20 protein-coding genes are annotated in these 20,349 nt (G+C 67.5%); 8 read left to right on the forward strand and 12 right to left on the reverse strand.

Annotated features, from left to right (window positions below):
* Positions 1–93: 93 nt before the first annotated feature.
* Positions 94–468 (forward strand): hypothetical protein, encoded by a 375-nt coding sequence (locus tag O5K39_RS07520; RefSeq protein ID WP_271146655.1) that lies wholly within the window; start codon positions 94–96, stop codon positions 466–468.
* Positions 469–472: 4 nt separating this feature from the next.
* On the opposite strand, the gene O5K39_RS07525 is transcribed toward O5K39_RS07520, so the two are convergent.
* The 3 genes from O5K39_RS07525 to folE all read right to left on the reverse strand — a co-directional run bounded on the left by O5K39_RS07525 (position 473) and on the right by folE (position 3,104).
* A complete protein-coding gene (locus O5K39_RS07525) occupies positions 473–1,621 on the reverse strand; it encodes an acyltransferase (RefSeq protein ID WP_271146656.1) in 1,149 nt (382 codons plus the stop codon).
* Positions 1,622–1,719: 98 nt separating this feature from the next.
* Positions 1,720–2,517: a 2OG-Fe(II) oxygenase gene (locus O5K39_RS07530; RefSeq protein WP_271146657.1), complete on the reverse strand. Its 798-nt coding sequence runs from the start codon at positions 2,515–2,517 to the stop codon at positions 1,720–1,722.
* Positions 2,514–3,104, reverse strand: a complete 591-nt coding sequence (folE, locus tag O5K39_RS07535; protein ID WP_271146658.1) for a GTP cyclohydrolase I FolE — start codon at positions 3,102–3,104, stop codon at positions 2,514–2,516. The genes O5K39_RS07530 and folE overlap by 4 nt, the downstream gene beginning before the upstream one ends.
* A 200-nt stretch (positions 3,105–3,304) precedes the next feature.
* On the opposite strand from folE, the gene fliQ reads away from it, so the two are divergent.
* The 6 genes from fliQ (at position 3,305) to ptsN (ending at position 8,518) form a co-directional block, all read left to right on the forward strand.
* The gene (fliQ, locus tag O5K39_RS07540) at positions 3,305–3,568 is read left to right on the forward strand and encodes a flagellar biosynthesis protein FliQ (protein WP_271146659.1); all 264 of its coding nucleotides are present in this window, start codon (positions 3,305–3,307) and stop codon (positions 3,566–3,568) included.
* A gap of 7 nt (positions 3,569–3,575) precedes the next feature.
* A complete protein-coding gene (gene fliR, locus O5K39_RS07545) occupies positions 3,576–4,355 on the forward strand; it encodes a flagellar biosynthetic protein FliR (RefSeq protein ID WP_271146660.1) in 780 nt (259 codons plus the stop codon).
* A complete protein-coding gene (flhB, locus tag O5K39_RS07550; RefSeq protein ID WP_271146661.1) occupies positions 4,348–5,421 on the forward strand; it encodes a flagellar biosynthesis protein FlhB in 1,074 nt (357 codons plus the stop codon). The genes fliR and flhB overlap by 8 nt, the downstream gene beginning before the upstream one ends.
* A gap of 241 nt (positions 5,422–5,662) precedes the next feature.
* Positions 5,663–7,222 (forward strand): RNA polymerase factor sigma-54, encoded by a 1,560-nt coding sequence (gene rpoN / locus O5K39_RS07555; RefSeq protein ID WP_271146662.1) that lies wholly within the window; start codon positions 5,663–5,665, stop codon positions 7,220–7,222.
* Positions 7,223–7,293: 71 nt separating this feature from the next.
* Positions 7,294–7,965: a ribosome-associated translation inhibitor RaiA gene (raiA, locus tag O5K39_RS07560; RefSeq protein ID WP_271146663.1), complete on the forward strand. Its 672-nt coding sequence runs from the start codon at positions 7,294–7,296 to the stop codon at positions 7,963–7,965.
* An 88-nt stretch (positions 7,966–8,053) separates the two neighbouring features.
* Positions 8,054–8,518 carry a PTS IIA-like nitrogen regulatory protein PtsN gene (gene ptsN / locus O5K39_RS07565; protein ID WP_271146664.1) on the forward strand — a complete coding sequence of 155 codons (465 nt, stop codon included), beginning with the start codon at positions 8,054–8,056 and terminating at the stop codon, positions 8,516–8,518.
* A gap of 37 nt (positions 8,519–8,555) precedes the next feature.
* On the opposite strand, the gene O5K39_RS07570 is transcribed toward ptsN, so the two are convergent.
* From O5K39_RS07570 to cysG, 7 genes are all read right to left on the reverse strand, one after another.
* A complete protein-coding gene (locus O5K39_RS07570) occupies positions 8,556–8,813 on the reverse strand; it encodes a DUF1150 domain-containing protein (protein WP_271146665.1) in 258 nt (85 codons plus the stop codon).
* A 74-nt stretch (positions 8,814–8,887) separates the two neighbouring features.
* On the reverse strand, positions 8,888–9,307 hold the full coding sequence (locus O5K39_RS07575; protein ID WP_271146666.1) for an Hsp20 family protein: 420 nt from the start codon (positions 9,305–9,307) through the stop codon (positions 8,888–8,890).
* 121 nt (positions 9,308–9,428) lie between these two features.
* Positions 9,429–10,457, reverse strand: coding sequence for a cysteine synthase A (locus O5K39_RS07580; RefSeq protein ID WP_271146667.1), 1,029 nt, complete (start codon positions 10,455–10,457; stop codon positions 9,429–9,431).
* A 20-nt stretch (positions 10,458–10,477) separates the two neighbouring features.
* Positions 10,478–11,602, reverse strand: a complete 1,125-nt coding sequence (locus tag O5K39_RS07585) for a phosphoadenylyl-sulfate reductase (protein WP_271146668.1) — start codon at positions 11,600–11,602, stop codon at positions 10,478–10,480.
* A complete protein-coding gene (locus O5K39_RS07590) occupies positions 11,589–13,271 on the reverse strand; it encodes a nitrite/sulfite reductase (RefSeq protein WP_271146669.1) in 1,683 nt (560 codons plus the stop codon). Before O5K39_RS07590 ends, O5K39_RS07585 begins: the two co-directional genes overlap by 14 nt.
* Positions 13,271–13,552 carry a DUF2849 domain-containing protein gene (locus O5K39_RS07595; protein ID WP_271146670.1) on the reverse strand — a complete coding sequence of 94 codons (282 nt, stop codon included), beginning with the start codon at positions 13,550–13,552 and terminating at the stop codon, positions 13,271–13,273. The genes O5K39_RS07590 and O5K39_RS07595 overlap by 1 nt, the downstream gene beginning before the upstream one ends.
* Positions 13,549–14,949, reverse strand: coding sequence for a siroheme synthase CysG (gene cysG, locus O5K39_RS07600; RefSeq protein ID WP_271146671.1), 1,401 nt, complete (start codon positions 14,947–14,949; stop codon positions 13,549–13,551). Before cysG ends, O5K39_RS07595 begins: the two co-directional genes overlap by 4 nt.
* Before the next feature lie 124 nt (positions 14,950–15,073).
* Here cysG and gcvA point away from each other — a divergent pair, with 124 nt between their 5' ends.
* The gene (gene gcvA, locus O5K39_RS07605) at positions 15,074–16,003 is read left to right on the forward strand and encodes a transcriptional regulator GcvA (RefSeq protein ID WP_271146672.1); all 930 of its coding nucleotides are present in this window, start codon (positions 15,074–15,076) and stop codon (positions 16,001–16,003) included.
* A gap of 452 nt (positions 16,004–16,455) precedes the next feature.
* On the opposite strand, the gene mdoH is transcribed toward gcvA, so the two are convergent.
* Positions 16,456–18,393, reverse strand: a complete 1,938-nt coding sequence (mdoH, locus tag O5K39_RS07610; protein ID WP_271146673.1) for a glucans biosynthesis glucosyltransferase MdoH — start codon at positions 18,391–18,393, stop codon at positions 16,456–16,458.
* A gap of 124 nt (positions 18,394–18,517) precedes the next feature.
* Positions 18,518–20,317, reverse strand: a complete 1,800-nt coding sequence (locus O5K39_RS07615) for an acyltransferase family protein (RefSeq protein WP_271146674.1) — start codon at positions 20,315–20,317, stop codon at positions 18,518–18,520.
* Positions 20,318–20,349: the final 32 nt, after the last annotated feature.

The raw sequence follows: 20,349 nt of genomic DNA on the forward strand, positions 1-20,349 counted from the left end.
TGTGCCGTGCGCGGCCTTTCAACGCGGTTAATGGATCATGGATTGCCCAGGGTCTTTGGCCCGTCCAGTCTGGCCACAAACCGGAGTTCGCCCATGATCCTCGCCGCCCTGTTCCTGGCCCTCGCATCGCAGACGGCACCCGTCCAGACAGCGGCCCCGGCATCCGCTCAGCTCGATGGCACCTGGTCGGTCGATCTCAGCGTCGATCCGGCCCAGCCCTATACGCAGCCGATGAACCTGGCCCTGGCCCCGGACGGCACAGTCACCGGCGACTTCTATCAGAGCCAGATCGAGGCCGGCCGCTGGAAGGCCCAGCACGGGCGGCTGTGCGTCTCGTTCCGCACCTCGGACGGCGTCGGCCCCTATCACACCGCCGCCTGTTTGGTCGGCGACCATGTCGAGGGCCAGACATGGGCCGAACAGCGCAACTTCGTCTTCGTCTGGAACGCGACGCGGCCAGCGCCCTGAGGGCTCAGCCCTCCAGCGACACCACCGGCCCGACGACCGGCGAAGGACGCCGACGCCGCGCCTTCAGCCAGGCCTTGATCCGGTTCTGGATCGGCTGATCGATCAGGATGTGGAAGCCGAAGGCGACCACGAACGCCATGACGACCCCCAGCACCCACAGGCCCCACTGCGCCGCGACGGGCAGGGCCAGCTTCGCGATCATCACGTTGGCGACGCCGAAGAAGGCGATCCGCGTCACCTCATTGGTGATGAACATCGAGAACGACATCACCGACAGCTTCTCGACCAGCTTCGACGGCCGGGTCACCGGCACGGCCCCCGCCGCCAGGATGATCAGCGAGATCAGGGTCAGGGCGATGAGCGCATGCTTGCCGTGCAGTTCCAGGGCGAAGAAGGCCACGGCCGAGACGATGCCGACGAAGGCCGCCAGCTTCGGCGCGATCCAGACCTTTTCGGTGAAGACGGCCAGCCCCATCCCCAGGATGAACAGCGGCAGGGCCCGCCAGAAGCCGTACATCATCGGCATCTGATAGACCGGGTATCCGAACAGGGCGTGGGTCGCCTGATTGGCCAGCAGGTACAGCACCACGACGCCCGCCAGCACCGCCCACGGCCCCATCCGGCGCATCGCCTTCAACAGCCACGGAAACGCGAGGTAACAGCCGACCAGGGCCGAGATCGACCATGACGGCGCGTTCCAGCCCAGCCCGCCATAGACGCCGAACGCCTGGGTCAGGGTCAGTTGCGCCGGCAACTGGTCCCAGCGGAACCACTCGGGATTGCGCGGCCCGATCCCGGCCGCAGTCGAGGCGACCACGAGCACGACCAGCGCCAGCCCCATCAGCAGATGCGCCGGATAGACCCGCAGGAAGCGCTTGGCGAAGAAGTCGCCCGCCGACATCCTTCCGGCCCCGACCGACGGCCCATAGACCCGCATCAGGACGTATCCCGAATCGATCAGGAAGAAGTTGGTCAGCAGGAACCCGCCCCGCTCGAAGATCGGATTGATCAGCTCAGCCAGCGGTACAGGGCCCGCCGCCTGGAAATGGTGCAGGATGATCAGCGAGGCCACAATGAAACGCAGGGCGTCCAGCCACCCGCCGCGAGAGATCGCGGGTGTCTCGTTTCGGGTCGAAATCGCGGTCCAGGCCATGGGATCAGGCTCCTTTGAGCCCCTCGGCGCAAGCAACGGACCATTTGTCGCCTGACAGGCGTAAATATCTCGTCAGGCGCGCAGCGGCACGCGGGGGCTCAGGCTGCGCGCAGCGGCGCGCGGGGCCGCATCCACTGCGACAGGATCCATTTCTCGCCCGACGTCGGTGCCAGGCCCGCGTGGCGTGTCAGGGGATCAGCCCTCCCGTCCGGCGTCACATTGGCCCACAGAATGGCCGAGCCTTTCGGCCCGCCGAACCGCCGATCGCCGGTCGCGAACGCGGTCTCGCCACCCTCGTAGTCGTCGTTGAGCCGCACCAGACAGGTCGCGATCCTCTGCCCCGATCGCGCCAGGTCCTCGCGATGGCCGGGCATCGCAGGGTCGAGGAAATCGACGTGCCAGTCGAACTTCTGGCCGGGGGTGTATCTCAGCACCTGGCTGGGCTCGAGCCCCGGTACCGGCAGCCCCGCCAGCCGCGCGATCCTCTCGCGCACCAGCACCAGCACCATGTCGGTCGCCTCCAGGTCGAAGGCGAAGGCCGTGTTGGTCCGCACCGGATCGGGCCGCCCGGCCCCCGTGGCCTGATCGTAGATCTCGGCCGGTGCCATCCGCGCCCGCGCCCGCTCGACCAGCCAGTCGCAGACGGCCGGCGAAACGAAAGCTTCCACCTCCAGGATGTGCGGTCGTTCTGAAAGCACGCGCGGCGCGGGCGGCGTGAGCCATCCCTCCAGCCCGTCCGGCTCGGCCTCGATCACGGCCAACGCCCCTGCCGCCAGATCGTGCCCCAACGCTGCCGCCTGACGCAGCCGCGTCATCGCCAGCGCCGGATCGTAGGGCGTGCCCAGGCCGATGCCGCTGAGCAGCGCCGACCGATGGAGCGCCTCCGCCTCGCTCATCCCCGGCGGGTCAGGCTCAGGAACTCCTCGCGCGTCCGGTGATCGTCGCGGAAGGCACCCAGCAGGGTCGAGGTGGTCAGGGTGGCCCCCGGCACGTCGACGCCGCGCAGGGTCATGCAGGAATGCTCGGCCTGGATGACGACGCCGACACCTGCGGGGCGCAGCACCTCGTCGATGGCCGTGGCGATCTCGGCCGTCATCTTTTCCTGGATCTGGAGGCGCCGCGCATAGCCCCGCACCACCCGCGCCAGTTTGGAGATGCCCACCACCCGATCGGTGGGCAGATAGGCGACGTGGGCCACGCCGACGACCGGCAGCATGTGATGCTCGCAGAAACTGACGAACCGGATATCCTTCAGCACCACCATCTGATCGTACCCGCCGACCTCCTCGAAGGTCCGCTCCAGATACTGGCGCGGTTCAACCTCATAGCCGGCGAACAGTTCCTTGTAGCTGCGGGTCACGCGGCCGGGGGTGTCGAGCAATCCTTCGCGATCCGGATTGTCGCCCGCCCAGCGGATCAAAGTCCGCACGGCGGCCTCGGCCTCGGCGGGGGAAACGGGGGGAAACGCAACGGGATCGGTCATGGCGTCGATATAGCGGTGAAATCGGCAAAGGGGAGGGGGTGCGACCTTCGCTCCGCCATGCGTGAAAGACAGATCGCGGCGGCGATCCGGATGGCGCGCGCAATCGATGGTGATGACAGGCAGAATGACGCGTCTCCTAACCCTCCGTTAACCACGCTCCCGGCATTTTCTGCCGAGTTTCCCGGAGTGTGAGTTTTCAGATGAACGGCGCGGAAGTTCTGGATGTCGGTCGCGACGCCATCTGGCTGACGGTGCAACTGTGCGCCCCCATCCTGCTGGTGGGTCTGGTGGTCGGTGTCGGCATCGGTCTGTTTCAGGCCCTGACCCAGATTCAGGAACAGACCCTGATCTATGCCCCCAAGATCATCGCCATCTTTGTGTCCCTGCTGCTGTTCCTGCCGCTGATGGGGGCCCTGCTGGGCGGGTTCATGAGGACGATCGCCGCCCGCATCGCCGGGATGTAGCGACGCGGTGGAGCCTTATGCGACCAGCGAACAGGTCTGGACCGGCGCGCTGATCTTCGCACGCATCGGCGCCATCCTGCTGACCCTGCCGGGCATCGGCGAAAGCTATGTGCCGCCGCGCATCCGCCTGTCCCTGGCCCTGGTCGTGACCCTGGCGCTGTGGCCCATCGTCGCCGGTGGTCTGCCGCCCCTGCCGCAGAGCCTGGGCACCATGGTCGGCTGGATCATCCGTGAGGTCGTCACCGGCCTGATGATCGGGATGCTGCTGCGGATGTTCACCTCGGCCCTGTCGACGGCTGGCGAGATCGTGTCGCTCCAGACCACCCTCAGCTTCGCCCAGACCGCAAACCCGCTCCAGGCCCAGCCCGGCACCACGATCGCGTCCTTCCTGATGCTGTTCGGGACGGTGCTGGTGTTCGCCACCAACACCCATCACCTGTTCATCGCCGGACTTGTCGGCTCGTACCAGACCATCGCCCCGATGAAACCGCTCCTGATGGGTGACTTTGCCCAGATGGCGGTCCGCACCGTCGGCGACAGCTTCGCCCTGGGGCTGCAACTCGCCGCGCCGGTGGTGGTCTTCGCCCTGATCTTCAACCTGGCCTCGGGGTTGGTGGCGCGGGTCATGCCGGCATTTCAGGTCTTCTTCGCCGCCGCCCCGCTCAGCGTCATCCTGGGCCTGTCCATCTTCGCCCTGTCGCTGGGGGTGATGGGCACCGTGTTCATCGATCGGTACCGCGCGGTCGCCCGCGTGTTCGCCGCGGGCGCAGGAGGCGTCGGTGGCTGAAGGCGCCGATCCCGAGTCCAAGACAGAAGAAGCCTCTCCTCAGAAACTCGAGGAGGCGCGAAAGAAGGGCGACGTCGCCAAGTCGCCCGACGTCGCCCAGGCCCTGAGCCTGATGGGGGCCTGCGCCGTCATCGTCTTCGGCGGGTCATACTTCGCCACCACCATGGCCGAAGGGTTCCTGCCCTTCATCGCCTCGCCCCACGCCATGATCGGCGGTCTGGATGCGGGCGGCGGCCTCGAAATCGGCATGCACGCCCTGTGGATCGTCGTGCCCTTCCTGGGCGCCGTGATGCTGGCCACCATCATCGGCGGCGTCGGCGGCAATGTGGCCCAGAGCGGCGGTCTGATCTTCAGCGGCGAGAAGATGAAGCCGAAATGGGAGAAGGTCAGTCCCATGGCCGGGTTCAAGCGCATCTACGGCCCCGACGGCCTGATGCAGTTCGGTCAGACCCTGCTCAAGCTGATCGCCGTCGGGGTGATCTGCTGGATGGTGCTCAAGCCCCATATGCGCGAGTTCGAGATGATGGCCGCCATGAGCCCGGCGACCATCCTTCCCCTGGCGCGCGACATGATGATCGCCCTGATGATGTCGGCCCTGGTCTTCCTGGGGCTGACGGCCGGCGGTGACTTCATCTGGCAGAAGATCCGCTTCGCCAAGCGGATGCGGATGTCCAAGGAAGAGGTCAAGGAGGAGTACAAGAACTCGGAAGGCGACCCGCACGTCAAGGCCAAGCTCAAGCAGATCCGCATGCAGAAAAGCCGCCAGCGGATGATGCAGAACGTGCCCACGGCCACGGTCATCGTCACCAACCCGACCCACTATTCCGTCGCCCTGCGCTACGAGGACGGCGACGCCGCTCCCGTCTGCGTGGCCAAGGGCGTCGACGCCGTCGCCCTGCGCATCCGCGAGGTCGCCCGCGAACACAAGGTCCCGATCGTCGAGAACGTCCCCCTGGCCCGCGCTCTCTACGCCGCCGTGGACATCGACGAGACCATCCCGCGCGAGCATTTCGAAGCCGCCGCCAAGGTCATCGGCTTCGTCATGCAGAAGCGGAAGCGGCGGTAAGTCTTCTTCTCCCGCGCAGCGGGGGAAGTGTCGCGTCCCTGAGCGCAGCGAAGGCAGCGACGATGGGGGTCGTGTCACGCAGGGCGAAGAAGGAAGACTTCCCCCATCGGTCCTGGTCTCGCTCCGCTCGACGACGGACCGCTTTCCCCCGCGAGCGGGGGAAGAATGACGGGGCCGTCCCCACCGCTTAGAGCGCCGTTAACCGCTTGCCGTCATCGTGGGCGACAGCAAGTTCCGGGCCATGTCGGCCCCCTTATCGAAAGACGCAACGATCGTGGTTGGGCAAAGGCTGGAGATCAGGCAGGGGCAGGGCCTCGTCATCACGCCCCAGCTCCAGCAGGCGATCAAACTGCTGCAGCTCTCGAACCAGGAACTGGACGAATATGTCGAGGCCGAGCTCGAAAAGAACCCCCTCCTGCAACGCGACGAGACCGACGGCACCCCTGTCGAGAGCCGTCTGGAGGAGGCCCGCGACGCGCCTGCCGAAATCACCCGCTCCGACGAACTCAGCTTCACCGACGGCGAGGCCTCGGATCGCTCATCCACCGTCGATGCGCGCGAGGACGACGTCTATGGCGACGCCACCCCCGGCGAACGGACCTCGGACCGGCTGTCCGATGACGCGGCCTCCCAGCCCGGCCTGTCGGACTGGTCGGCGGCGGGCAAGGGTGGGTCGTTCAACGATGGCGACGGCGGCGAACGCCCCGACGCCCAGATCCCCACCCTGTCCGAACACCTTCAGGCCCAGGCTTCCTCGGCCGGGTTTTCGGCGGTCGATCACGCCATCGCGCTCAGCCTGATCGACGGGGTCGATGACGGCGGCTATCTGCGGGGCGAACTGGCCGAGATCGCCGACCGGCTGGGCTGCGGCCTCGATCGCGTCGAGGCGGTGCTGATCGTCTGTCAGGGCTTCGAGCCCACCGGCGTCATGGCCCGCTCCGTGCCCGAATGCCTGAGGTTGCAACTGGTCGAGCGCAACCGCTTCGACCCGGCCATGGCCGCCCTGCTCGACAACCTCGAACTGCTGGCCCGGCGCGACCTGACGGCCCTGCGCCAGGCCTGCGGCGTCGATGCCGAAGACCTGTCGGAGATGATCACAGAGCTGAAGGGCCTGACGCCGCGTCCCGGCGCGGGCTTCGGTCATGAGACGGCCCAGACGGTGATCCCCGACGTCCACGTCCGCCCCGACCCGGCCGGCGGCTGGAAGGTCGAGCTCAACTCCGACACCCTGCCGCGCCTGCTGGTCGATAAACGCTATCACGCGACCATCTCGGCCGGTGCCCGCACCGAGACCGAAAAGACCTTCGTCGCCGACTGCGCGGCCCAGGCCTCCTGGCTGGTCAAGTCGCTGGACCAGCGGGCCCGCACCATCCTGAAGGTCGGGGCCGAGATCGTGCGCCAGCAGGACGCTTTCCTCGCGTTCGGCGTCGAGTTCCTGCGCCCCCTGAACCTGAAGACCGTCGCCGACGCCATCGGCATGCACGAATCGACGGTCAGTCGCGTGACCTCCAACAAATACGTCTCGACCCCGCGCGGCGTGTTCGAGCTGAAATTCTTCTTCACCGCCTCGATCAATGCGACGGGCGACGGCGCGGCCCATTCCGCCGAAGCCGTCCGGCACCGGATCAAGGCGATGATCGATCACGAAGGCCGCGACGGCGACGTCCTGTCCGACGACCGCATCGTCGAATTGTTGAACGAGGCCGGGATCGACATCGCCCGCCGGACCGTGGCCAAGTACCGGGAAGCCTTGAGGATTCCGTCCTCGGTGCAGCGCCGTCGGATGCTGAAGTTCGCCTGATCGGCGATCAGCTTTGCCACAAATCCGTGATATGGATTGACACCTTCCGCGAGGAGTCGCGTTCTACTCCCATGCAAGTGCAAGTGAGCGGCAAGCATGTGGATGTCGGCGAAGCGTTAGGCTCGCGCATCTCCCAGGAACTCGAAGAGGGCGTCGGAAAATACTTCGAACGCGGCGGTGAAAACGCCGAGGTCGTGGTGTCCAAGGACGGTTTCGGCTTCAAGGTGGACTGTTGGGTCCGCCTGGCGTCGGGGCAGACCCTCGTGACGACGGGCATGGGCGGCGACGCCCATTCCGCCTTCACGGAAAGTCTCGACAAGCTCGAGAAGCGGGTGCGTCGTTACAAGCGACGGCTCAAGGACCACCACGCCGGGCCCAAGGGCCTCTCCCCCGAAAAGACCGAAATGGCTGCGGCCGAGGTCGCCCATTCGATCGTGTTCCGTAACCCCGATGAGGTCGAGGACGAGGTCTTCGGCGATGCGGGAACCCAGGACGGCCCGCCGCCCGTCGGCATGGTGATCGCCGAAACCCAGAGCGAAATCCGCACCATCACCGTCGGTCGTGCCGTGGCCGAGCTCGACATGACGGGCTATCCGGTCGTGCTCTTCAGGAATGCGGCGCACGGCGGCCTGTCGGTCGTCTATCGTCGGCCTGACGGAAACGTCGGGTGGATCGACCCGGAACGGACCATCACCTCCAATGGTGCCGCCAAGAGCAACGGACACGCTTCCGCAAGCGTTTAGGGTGTAGGGCTATGCGAAGGCGGGCGGAGCGTCTAAACGGCGCCCGCCCGCCGATCGTGGGCTGTCAGTGATTTGAGTCGGGGATAGCATGGACATCGATGACCTGCTCGCGCCGGACGGTATCGTCCTGCGCAGCGGCGCTTCGTCAAAGCGCCAGGCACTGCACGTCGTCGCCGAGGCGGCGGCGCAGTCGCTGAACCTCGACGCCGATCGCGTACTGGACGCCCTGCTCGAACGTGAGGCCCTGGGCTCGACCGGTCTTGGCTCTGGCGTCGCCATCCCCCACGCCCGCATCGAGGGCCTGAGCCGTATCTCTGCGGTCTTCGTGCGTCTGGACGCGCCGGTGGCCTTCGGCTCGGTGGATGACCGGCCCGTGGACCTGCTGTTCGCCCTGTTCGCCCCGCCGCGCGACGGTGCCGAACACCTCAGGGCTCTGGCGGCAGTGTCGCGCGCCCTGCGTTCGCCGGAACTGCGTGAGAAGCTGCGCCAAGCTCGCACCGTCGATGCGGTCCATGCCCTGTTCGTCCGCAACGAGGCGGCAACCGCCGCCTGAGCGCGGCCCCGGAGTGGCCGATCGGCCTCTGCCTAAATCAGTGAACGGAGACCGGGGCGAGCTCGTGCGCCACGGCGGCGGCGAAGGCGGTTTCCCGATCCATCATGACGGCCAGCCGCTCACCGTTCGCGCCATGCACGGCATACAGGGTCTGGTCCGGATCGATGTCGAAGCCGCCCAGATCCTTCAACGGGGTGTCGCTGAGCACATCGGCGGCCGTGATCTCGCGCACATAGACGAGATCCGGGGCACCCAGGCCGGCGAAATCTTCCTTGGTCATACGCGTCGACAGCATCGAAACGCCTCCTTCTGGATAGGGTAACGCCCGGTTCCCCGGACGGTTCGCATCAAGGCTCTGATCGGTCGCGATCAGGCCGAGCGAATGGGGATGCGGCGCACGGCCGCGATATGGTCGGGCCGCTTCATGTCGACGTGCAGCAGGCCGTGCTCCAGGGCCGCGCCCTCGACCTCCAGCCCGTCGGCCAGCACAAAGCTGCGGACGAAACCCCGCGCCGCGATGCCGCGATGCAGAAACGCCTGGTCCGCCTCGCCGACCGGCTCGCGCTTGCCGGCGATGGTCAGCTGGCGACCTTCAAGGGTCACGGCCAGGTCATCGGGCGTGAATCCGGCGACGGCCAGGGTGATCCGGACCTCGCTCTCGCCGCGTTGCTCGACGTTGTAGGGCGGATAGGACTCGTTCGCGGCCTTGGCGGCGCGGTCGATCAGGGCCCGTGTCTGGTCGAAACCGAGCAAAAAGGGGCTGTCGAACAGGATGGTTCGTGTGGTCACGTTGGCGAGTCCTCAAATCAAGCGACTGCGACGCCCATCTCCCTGAAGCGGCGAGTTCGGCGTCGGGCCTGAATATGGGGAAGGCGGACGAACCTGCAACCGCCTCGTGGACGCCCGGCCGTCAGGCGGCCGCCGCCGCCGCCGCGGCTTGCGTCCACGGCGGCGTCGGCAGCCCCTTGCTGAGCAGGAAATCGGCGTTGAACAGCTTGGATGCATAGCGCGAGCCGGGATCGCACAGGCAGGTCACAATGGTCTGGCCCGGCCCCAGATCTCGGGCTAGCCGCACCGCCCCCGCCAGGTTCACCCCCGCCGATCCGCCCAGCGACAAGCCCTCGTGCTGGACCAGGTCGAACAGGATGGGCAGGAACTCGGCATCCTCGATCCGATAGGCATGGTCGGGCTTGAACCCTTCCAGATTGCCCGTGATCCGCGCCACCCCGATGCCCTCGGTGATCGAGGAGCCTTCCGACGTCATCTGGCCTTGCGTGAACCAGTTGAACATGGCCGCGCCTGCCGGATCGGCGATGGCGATTCGGATGTCGGGGTTCTGCTCTCTCAGATACTGTGACACGCCGACGATGGTGCCGCCCGAGCCGATGGCGCTGACGAACGCGTCCACCTTGCCTTCGGTCTGGGCCCAGATCTCCGGGCCGGTGGTCGCGTAGTGGGCCTCGCGATTGGCCAGGTTGTCGAACTGATTGGACCAGATCGCGCCGTTGGGTTCCGACGCGTTCAGCTCGCCCGCCAGCCGGCCGGAATAGTGGACGAAATGGTTGGGGCTCGAGAACGGCGCGGCGTCGACCTCGACCAGCCGGGCCCCCAGCGAGCGGATGGCCTGCTTCTTTTCCTCGGACTGGGTCCGCGGAATCACGATGACCACGGGATGGCCCAAAGCGGCCCCGACGAGGGCCAGGCCGATGCCGGTATTGCCCGCCGTGCCCTCGACGATGGTCCCGCCGGGCTTGAGCGCGCCGGACGCCCGCGCCGACTGGACGATCGACAGGGCGGCGCGGTCCTTGATCGAGCCGCCGGGGTTCATGAACTCGGCCTTGCCCAGGATCTCGCAGCCGGTCAGGTCCGACAGGCGGTTCAGCCGGATCAGCGGTGTGTTGCCGATCAGGTCGGTGATGGAGGCGGTGGTCACGGGCATACTCTGTAGGGAAGGGGCGGTCAGGCCGCGATCGGCTGGCGTCGTTCGACGTGAATACCACATTCCGTCTTGTCCAGCCCCGACCAGCGACCGGCGCGCGCATCCTCGCCCTCCTGCACCGGGCGGGTGCAGGTGTGGCAACCGATCGACAGGTAGCCCTGCTCGACCAGAGGATGGCGGGGCAGGGCGTGGGCGACCAGATGATCCTCGACGTCGTCTGCAGACCAGTCGGCCAGCGGATTGACGCGCAACACCCCGTCCAGAACCTCGAACGGCTTCAGCCCGGCCCGCGTCGAGGCCTGATGGCGCTTCCTGCCGGTCACCAGGGCGGTGAAACCGACCGTGGCGCGGGCCAGGGGCCGGGTCTTGCGCAGGTCGCAGCAGGCATCGGCGTCGGTCTTCCACAGGTCGTCGCGGGCGTCGAGATCGGCCTTTTCCTGCGGATCCGGCGTGACCAGCCGCACGTCGGTCAGACCGAGGCTGGCGGTCAGCTGCGACCGGTATTGCAGGGTCTGGAAGAAATGCTGGCCGGTTTCCAGAAAGACGACGGGCAGGTCGGGCTTCTCGTCCGAGATCAGATGCAGCAGGACGGCCGCCTCGGCCCCGAACGACGAGATGGCGGCGGTCTTCAGCCCCAGGGCCGGGTCGAGGGCTGCCTTCAGGATGGCCGCTGCATCCTGTCCAGCGACCTGTTCGTTCAGGCGCGCAGCCAGAGCATGCAGATCGCCGTCAGGCTTTGGGGGCAGGGCAGGGGGCGTCGTGCTCTGGGCGGCGGTGCGGCGCTGCCAGATGGTCGGGACCGGATCGATCGCGGCCTGATAGGCGGCGTCGAAGGCGTGATCCATCCGTTCCCACGTCGCCCTGTCGGCCCCGGGGTTCAGCTCGACCGCATCGAAACCCGACCGGCGCAGGTGCCGCGCCTGGTCCGGCAGGATCTTTCCGGCGGCGATCAGCCGGCCGCCATAGCCCCGCTCGCGCAGGATCGCGCCCAGCGAAAAGCCCCGCCCGTCCCGAAAGGCCTCGAACTCCAGCACCAGCACATCGGTCTCTCGCGCAGCTGCCTCGATTTGGTCCAGCGGCGTCGTGACCGACAGGCGCGGGCCATTGTGGATCCCGTCCAGCAGTTCCAGCTCAGGCGGCGACATCGGCGACCTCCGGGTTCGAGAAGGGCGCATAGATGGCCTCGCGGAACGGTTCGGCACCGGTCCGGCGGACGGTGTCGATGAAACGCTCGCCCTCGGTACGGATTTCCAGGTAGCGATCCAGGGCCCGGGTAATGGCTCCCGGCACCTCGTCGGCGGGCAGGGACCGCCCCACGATCTCGCCCAGCGCCGCCTGTTCGTCAGGGGAACCTCCGACCGTGATCTGGTAATATTCCTCGCCCTTCCGGTCGACGCCCAGCACGCCGATATGGCCGACGTGGTGGTGTCCGCAGGCGTTGATGCACCCGCTCATATTGATGCGCACCGGCCCGACCCGCTCCTGGTAGTCGAGATCGGCGAGCTGTTTCGACAAGGCCTGCGCCACCGGAATGGAGCGGGCGTTGGCGAGGCTGCAGTAGTCCAGGCCGGGGCAGGCGATGATGTCGGTGACCAGGTCGGCGTTGGGCGTGCCCAGCCCCGCCGCCAGCAGTTCGCGCCACAGGGCCGGGGTGTCGTCCAGCCGGACGTGGGGCAAAACGAGGTTTTGCTCATAGGCCGCGCGGACCTCGTCGAACGCATAGCGCTCGGCCAGGTCGGCGACGATCTCCATCTGTTCGGCCGTGATGTCGCCGGGCACGCCGTCCAGCGGCTTCAGCGAGATGATGACCGACGCGTACCCCGCCTGCTTGTGCGGCCGGACGTTGTTCCTGCTGAACCGCGCGAAGTCGGGATCGGCCAGGACCGCCCGGTCGAACGGCGCGCTAGTCTTCGGCAGGTCGGCGAACGCGGGCGGGGCGAAATAGGCCTTGATGCGATCCGCCTCGTCCTGCGGGATGGCCAGGGCCTCGCGACGCAAGGTGGCGAAATGGGCGTCCACCTTCTCGCGGAAGGCGTCGATGCCCAGCGAGGCGACCAGGATCTTGATCCGCGCCTTGTGGATGTTGTCGCGCCGCCCTTCCAGATTCCAGGCCCGGACGATGGCGGTCAGATAGGCCAGCAGGTCCACGGCTGGGACCGTTGCGATCTCCTGGGCAATGTGCGGCAGCCGTCCCTGACCCCCGCCGACGAAGACGCGGAAGGCCGTGCCGCCGTCCTCGCCCTTCACGATCTGCAGGCCCACGTCATGGGTGCGGATGGCGGCGCGGTCGGTCTCGGACGCGATCACCGCGATCTTGAACTTGCGCGGCAGGAAGCTGAACTCGGGATGGATCGTCGACCACTGCCTCAGGATCTCGCACCACGGACGCGGATCCTCCAACTCGTCGGCCGTGGCCCCGGCGAAGACGTCGGTGGTGACGTTCCTGATGCAGTTGCCGCTGGTCTGGATGGCGTGCATCTCGACCTCGGCCAGGTCGCTCAGGATGGCGGGCAGGTCAGTCAGGGCCGGCCAGTTGAACTGGATGTTGGTCCGCGTCGTGAAGTGGCCATAGCCCTTGTCATAGGTCCTGCCGATTTGGGCCAGCCGGCGCATCTGGGTGCCGTTCATCACCCCGTACGGCACCGCGACCCGCAGCATATAGGCGTGCAGTTGCAGATAGACGCCGTTCATCAGCCGCAGCGGCTTGAACTCGTCCTCGGTCAGGGCACCGGAGGCCCGGCGCGCGACCTGATCGGCGAACTCCGCGACCCGCTCCTGGACCAGGGCATGGTCGAACTCGTCGTAACGGTACATCAGGCAGGCTCGCGGTGGTTCAGGCTGTTGCCGACGGTCGGGCCGGCCGAGCGGATGGTTTCCTTCAGCCGGTCGCGGCCGGAAGGCGTCGGGCCATCGGTGACCTCGACCAGATAGGGATTGACCCACGTCGCGGGCTTGGACGCGGCGGCGATCAGGGCCGCATCGGCCGCGTCCGCGTCGAACAGGGCGGCCAGGGCCAGGTCCTCGACCACGGCGGCGTCCGGACCCAGATAGATGACCCGGCCGTCCGACAGACGATTGGCGGTAACGATCTTCATGCGACCAACTCCGCCTGCACATCCAGTTGCGCTGCGCTGAACGCCGCGCATTCGCCGACGTAGAGCAGGGCCGGGCCGGTCAGACTGGCGCGCGCCACCAGCCCACCGAGTTCGGCAAGCGTACCGGTGATGACCCGCTCATCCGGGCGGCTGCCGTTCTCGACCACGGCCACCGGCGTGGAGGGATCGCGACCGGCCGCGATCAGGGACGCCGCCGTCTCTGCCGCGCGGCCCACGCCCATATAGACGGCCAGGGTCTGGTTCGGTCCGGCCAGCCGCGACCAGTCGGGCGCGATCCCGCCGGGCTTTTCCTGCGCCGTGACGAAGGTCACCGACTGGGCCATGTCGCGGTGGGTCAAGGGAATGCCGGCCGAGGCGGCGCAGCCGATGGCCGCCGTGATGCCCGGTACGACGAAGACCGGAACACCCGCCTTGCGCATGGCCTCCAGTTCCTCGCCGCCGCGCCCGAACACGAACGGATCGCCGCCCTTCAGCCGCACCACGCGCTGACCCTTCCTCGCCTCCTCGACCATCAGGGCCTCGATCTGATCCTGCGGCACCGAGTGATGACTGCGGCTCTTGCCGACATATAGGCGATGCGCGTCGCGGCGGGCGCGGTCCAGGATCGCGTCGGGGACCAGCTTGTCGTGGATGATGACGTCCGCGTCCTGAAGCACGCGCAACGCCTTCAGCGTCAGCAGTTCCGGATCGCCGGGTCCGGCCCCGACGATGTGGACCACCCCCTGCTCCGGGCCGGTGGTGATTTCGCTGGACGCGTTCAGCAGCCGCATCATCTCGCGGCGGGCCTCGGCGGTGCGTCCTGCGGCGGCCAGGTCGGCGGCCGGACCCCGGAAGGCCTTCTCCCAGAACCGCCGGCGCGCCATGAAGTCGGGAACGCTTGCGATCACCGTGTCGCGCAGATCGCGCGCCAGCTTCGCCACCTCGGTCAGGCCGGCAGGCAGGACCGCCTCGATCTTGCTGCGGATGTCACGCGCCAGAATGGGCGCCGATCCGCCGGTGGCGATGCCGATGACGACCTCGTCGCGGTCGATCAGGGCGGGGGTGTGGAAGTCGCTCAGCGCGGGCCTGTCGACCACATTGACCTGGGCTCCGGTCGCGCGGGCCAGGGCGGCCAGATCGGTCGCGACGTCCGTGTCCTCGATCGCGATGAAGACCAGCCGGGCCCCGGCCAGATCGTCAGCGTGGGGCAGCCGGTCGATTGCCACCGTACCGCCCTGCGCTGCGCTCGCTCCCGTCGGTGCGCCGTTCGGCGCGAACCAGGCCAGATCGGCGGGCGTCTTCTGGAACAGGCGCAGCTTGGCCAGCGCGGGCTCGCCGTCGCCGACGATGACGACGCGGGCGCCGTCCATGGGAATGGATGCTAGAAAGACTCTCATGACAGCTCCGCCGGCCTCGATCGGAGGGGCTAGCCTGCCGTGGGTCGTGCGATCACACTCCGCCCGCGGGGTGCGCCGCACAAATCAGATTGTCTTTGTCGGCCTGATAGGATTTCTAACCGCCATGGCCAGACCGCTCCTTCCCCTGAACGCCCTGCGCGCCTTCGAAAGCGCGGCGCGGAACCTGAACTTCAGCCGGGCCGCCGACGAACTGTCGGTGACTCCCGGCGCCGTCAGCCAGCAGATTCGCTTGCTCGAGGACATCGTCGGCGGCCCCCTGTTCAAGCGCGAGGCCAAGGGTCTGCAACTGACCGACCTGGGGCGCGGGGCCGTGCCCCTGCTGCGCGAGGGCTTCGAGCGGCTGATGGACGCCTCGTCCCTGTTGCGCGAACCACCCAAGAAGAAACAGGTCTCGATCAGCGTGACGCCGTCCTTCGCCGCCAAATGGCTGATGCCGCGCATGGACGATTTCCACGCGGCCCACCCCGAGATCGAGGTCTGGATTTCGGCCGACCTCGAGCCCGCCGTGCTGGGCGAGGGCGGGGCCGACCTGGCCGTGCGCTACGGCCCCGGCGACTATCCGGGCCATGTCGTCGAGCGGTTGATGACCGAGACAGTGTTGCCGGTGATCGCCCCGTCGCTGATGGCAGGCGACAAGCCGATCCGGACGCCGGCCGACCTGGCCGGACACGTCCTGCTGCACGACATGTCCAACGACGGCGATCCTTCGCGGCCGGATTGGGCGATGTGGCTGAAGGCCCGCCGGGTCAAGCATTCGGACCCGCGCAAGGGCTCGCGCTTCAACCAGTCGTCGATGCTGATCGAGGCGGCGGCGGCGGGCCGCGGCGTGGCCCTTGCCAAACGCACCCTGGCCCAGGCGGACCTGGCCTCAGGCCGTCTGGTCGCGCCCTTCCCTGACGGCAGCGAGGCGGTGGGCTTCGCCTATCACGTAGTCCTGCCGCGCGATCGCCCGCCATCGCCCAGCGCCACGGCCTTCGTGGCCTGGCTGAAGAGCCAAGCCGTGCATCACGACAATCAGATGGGGCAGCTTTAGGACGGGCAGTGCTTCGGCTGAGACCATGTCAGGCGACTACCCCACGGGTCGCGCTTTCCGTCGGCACGCTGGACGGCCTTGACCAGTCCGCAATCGTCCCTGGGCTTGAGAAAGGGACATTGTGGGGTTCCAAGCCGCGAAAGGTGGTCGGCGTGAACCTGCCGCTCTATCCCCAAACCCGTGAAGTAGGTGCACTGGAGTTTCAGTAGGCCCGTGTCCACGATTGGCGTGTCACTGGAGTGAGGGATCCATATCAGGGGACTGTCTGGCGTCCTGATACGCTCGGCAACGAGTAGTCCGGTGTCCGCTGTTGCAAGAGAAACGCAGGCTAGGGCGGCGATGCCTGCCGCAATCCCCGCAATCCCGATCTTGTTCATAGTCGCCTCACTGACCGTGTGGGCCAGAGATGGTCAGGCAACATCCCGATCGCCAGCGCCGGAGCGAGTGGCGGCCTAAGCGTTCTGCATCGCCGCGCGCAGGGCCGCGACGCGGACACCGTCGGTCAGCGGGCTCGGGCGAACCGGGCCGTGCAGCACGGACGGCGTGGCGCTCTGTTCGTCGCCCTTGGGCGTGACCAGAAAACCGTTGCGGGCGAAGGCCTTGCCGGAGGCGCGGCGCGAGGTCCAGACCACGATCGGCGCGGCCAGCAGCAGCGGACCGACGATCGGGATGAAGAAGGTGGCCAGGTCCGGACGGAAGGCGAGCGCGGCACAGAAGGCCAGGCCCGTGCCCATCTGCCAGCGCATGGAGCGGAAGGCGTCCTTCCACGACACGCCATCGGCGTCGCGCTGCTGGGCATGCCAGCCGGCGTCCTGACCGATCAGGATCTTGGTCACGGCGACCGTGTTGGCGACCATGAAGATCGGGGCCAGGGTGGCCGACAGGAAGATCTCGGCCATCATCCCCTTGACGATCTGGCGGCCGCCACCGAAAGCCCGGCGCTCGCGCGGACGCGACAGCACCAGGACCGCGCCCATGATCTTGGGCCCGATCAGCAGCACGCCGGCCAGCAATGATGCCAGCATGAACGGCGTGAACTGGGGCTTCAGGAAGTAGAAGAACGAGGCCCAGTCGATCGGATAGTAGAGCTGGATCACCAGCCCGGTCACCAGCGAGGCGGACCACAGGGGCGAGGCCAGATAGGCCAGCACGCCCATGAACAGCTGGGTCCGGCTGGCACCCGTCAGGCCCGGCGCGCCCAGCAGGGCCAGGTGCTGCAGGTTGCCCTGGCACCAGCGGTGTTCGCGGCGCACGAAGTCGGTGATGGTCGGCGGGGTCTCTTCGCACGATCCGTCCAGGGCGGCGGTGACATGGACGCCCCAGCCGGCGCGGCGCAGCAGGGCGGCCTCGACGACGTCGTGGCTCATGATGTGGCCGCCGAACGGCTTCACACCCGGCAGGACCGGCAGGCCGGCGGCCTCGGCGAAGGCGCGGGTGCGCAGGATCGCGTTGTGACCCCAGTAGGAGCCTTCCGAGCCCGTCCACCAGGCCAGACCGGCGGCGGCGACGCGGCCGTACAGTTTGACGCTGAACTGCGAGACGCGCGCGAACAGGGTCTGGGCCTTGATGATGGTCGGGGCGGTCTGGATCAGGCCGATGCGCGGATTCCGCTCCATGGCGTCGACCATGCGCAGCACGGTCTCGCCCGCCATGGTCGAGTCGGCGTCCAGCACGATCATGAACTCATAGGCACCGCCAAATCGCCGGGTCCAGTCGGTGATGTTGCCCGACTTGGCTTCGACGTTGAGCTCGCGGTGGCGATAGAAGGCCTGGGAATGGGTGCGCAGGCGAAAGCCCGCGAACACGGCCTGTTCCGACATCAGGGCGTCGAGCTTGTTGGTGTCCGACAGAACGAAAAGGTCGAAGGCGTCCGAAACGCCGAGACGCGCCAGGCCCGCGTCGATGGCGTGCAACCGACCGAGCGCCGCATGGGCGTCCTCGTTGTAAAGCGGCATCAACAGGGCGGTGCGGGTTGTCGGTGCCTCGGGGTGGGGCGAAAATGACAGGTCTTCCTGTTCGCGGTTGGTCATCAGCACCCAAAGGCCGATGGCCGAGTTGGCGAACCAGCAGCCGATCGAGGCGATCAGGATCAGGAACAGGCCGAACGCCAGCATCTCCAGCCCGTCCCAGCCCTTGCGGCCGTACAGGATGAAGGGGGCGATGGCGGCCAGAACGGTGATCAGGGTCGTGGCACCGGCCAGCACCAGACGGCGCAAGCCCACGTTCCGGGGCGAAGTCGCGACGGGCGCAGCCGGCGCGCTCTCGTCGAAGGCCCACGTCTCGAAGGATTGGCGCGGCATGGCCAGCGGGGCATCGTCAGGAGCCCAAGTGTCGGCGCCGAAATCGACGGCGCCGTCCAGGACATCGCTGCGCAGGGCCAGACTGTTCATGGCGTCTTTTGATATCCCGGAGACCGGCGCGCGATGGGGAAGGAAGGTGCGCCAGGCTACTGCATCGCAGCATGAACGCATTCTCGTGAAAATCAATCACGGAGTCGTGATTGTCCCGTGATTTTCACATTTCCGTGTCGGCCGCGCGTCGGTGCAGGTGACGCCCCAGGATCAGGGCCGTGACCCCAACCCAGGTGACCAGCACCACGGCGAAGGCCCGCTCCCACCAGCCGACGTTGGTCGGATTGACCGTGCCCGGCAAGACCAGATGATGGGTGATGACGGTCAGGATCGTCATCACCACGAAGGTCAGGGTCAGGAAGGCCTTGAGTCGCGGCATTTCCCGCGTCCCGGCCAGCCCCCACAGCAACAGCAGCGGGGCCACCTGGATGCCCAGGGCCATGTTGATCACCTGATGGCGCGGGTCCGGATACGGAAACAGGGTCGACAGCGCCAGACCCGCCCCGGCCAGCACGAAGACGATGCCGATCAGCCAGCCGGTGATGTGGGCCCGGGTGATGGCGCTGACCGCAAGGCCGAAGCCGACCCCGGCGAAACCGGCCATCGCGCCCGCGGCGAAGACCCCGCCGTTGAAGATCATGGGGTTGGCGGCCGAGTCATTGCCGAGCTCGCTCAGATACTGTCGGGCATTGTCGAAGCCGGGATAGGCGAGGATAGCCACCCCGACGGCCGCAAAGGCCAGCACCGGCGCCATGACCCCGATGGCCAGCAGGATACGCCGCCGCCGGAACCGCACGTGCGACCAGTGCGCAGCTGTCAGCCAGGCCAGGGTCGGCCGACCGGGCAGGGGACGCAGGCCCCAGATCGGACGCAGCAGCGGAATCCGCCGCACGATCTCGTAGATCAACAGACTGGCCCCCCAGGTCACGGCGGCCAGCAAGGGCGCCTCGATCCACACGGGTAGCGCGGCGGGTCGGATCAGCCAGACCGCGCAGACCAGCACCGTCTGATGCGCCAGATACAAGGTGAAGACCGCGTCGTTCAGATAGGTCAGCGCCGGGCCGCCCTTGTCACGCAGATGCAGGCTGGCGAACCCCAGCAGGGCCACGATCACGGCCCACTGGTCGATGGCCACCACGATGTTGCGCGGCACGCCCCAGAAGGCTCCGCCTCCGGGATGGGCGACCTGAAGCATCATCAGCGGCAGGGCGACCGCCGCGACGCTCAAGGCCACCCAGCGGAACCGCTCCAGATCGCGCCAGATCGAGACCTGACGCACGGCGAAGAAGCCGAACAGGAAGGCGGCCAGCGACTGGGCATGGTTGTACCAGTCCCACCACAGGACATTCGTCAGGCCGAACCACGGAAACAGCAGCACCCGCACCCCGATCAGCCAGAGCGCGGGGAGGATCAGGATCCGCCAGCCGGCGAACAGCGGTCCCATCCTGCGCTCGACCGCCTCGATCCAGGCCGGACGGGTCATCAGGGCCACGATCACCGCGCTGTAGACCGCGATATAGAGGACGAACCACAGGTGGTTCAGCGGAACCCCGTCGGCCAGGCCCGACGGGCCGAACTCATGCCCCAGCCAAGCCAGATAGCCGCCGTCGAACCCACCCTTGTCCAGCGCCTCGATCCACGACTGGATCGTCACCAGCACCAGCACGCCGAAGATCAGGGGCGGCAGAAGCCGGGCGACGCGCAGCCGCGCCACCTGGATCGGCGTCTTCCTCAGGGTCATGAACCGGATCGCCGCGCCCGAGACCAGGAACAGCAGGGTCAGCCGCCACGGGTTGGTGACCAGCACTCCTTCGCGCATCCACAACAGCGTATGGGTCGAATGGATGTGCCAGTCGTAGACGCCGTAGGCCAGACCGACATGATAGAAGATCAGCAGGGCGAACGCCCCGACGCGCAGCCAGTCGAGATCGTATCGGCGTGACGAAGAGGGGGGCGCGCTCACGGCGTCCCTATGGGCGAGGCACGGCGGCCTGT

The sequence above is a fragment of the Brevundimonas sp. NIBR10 genome, assembly GCF_027912515.1.
In the GTDB taxonomy this organism is placed as follows: Bacteria; Pseudomonadota; Alphaproteobacteria; order Caulobacterales; family Caulobacteraceae; genus Brevundimonas.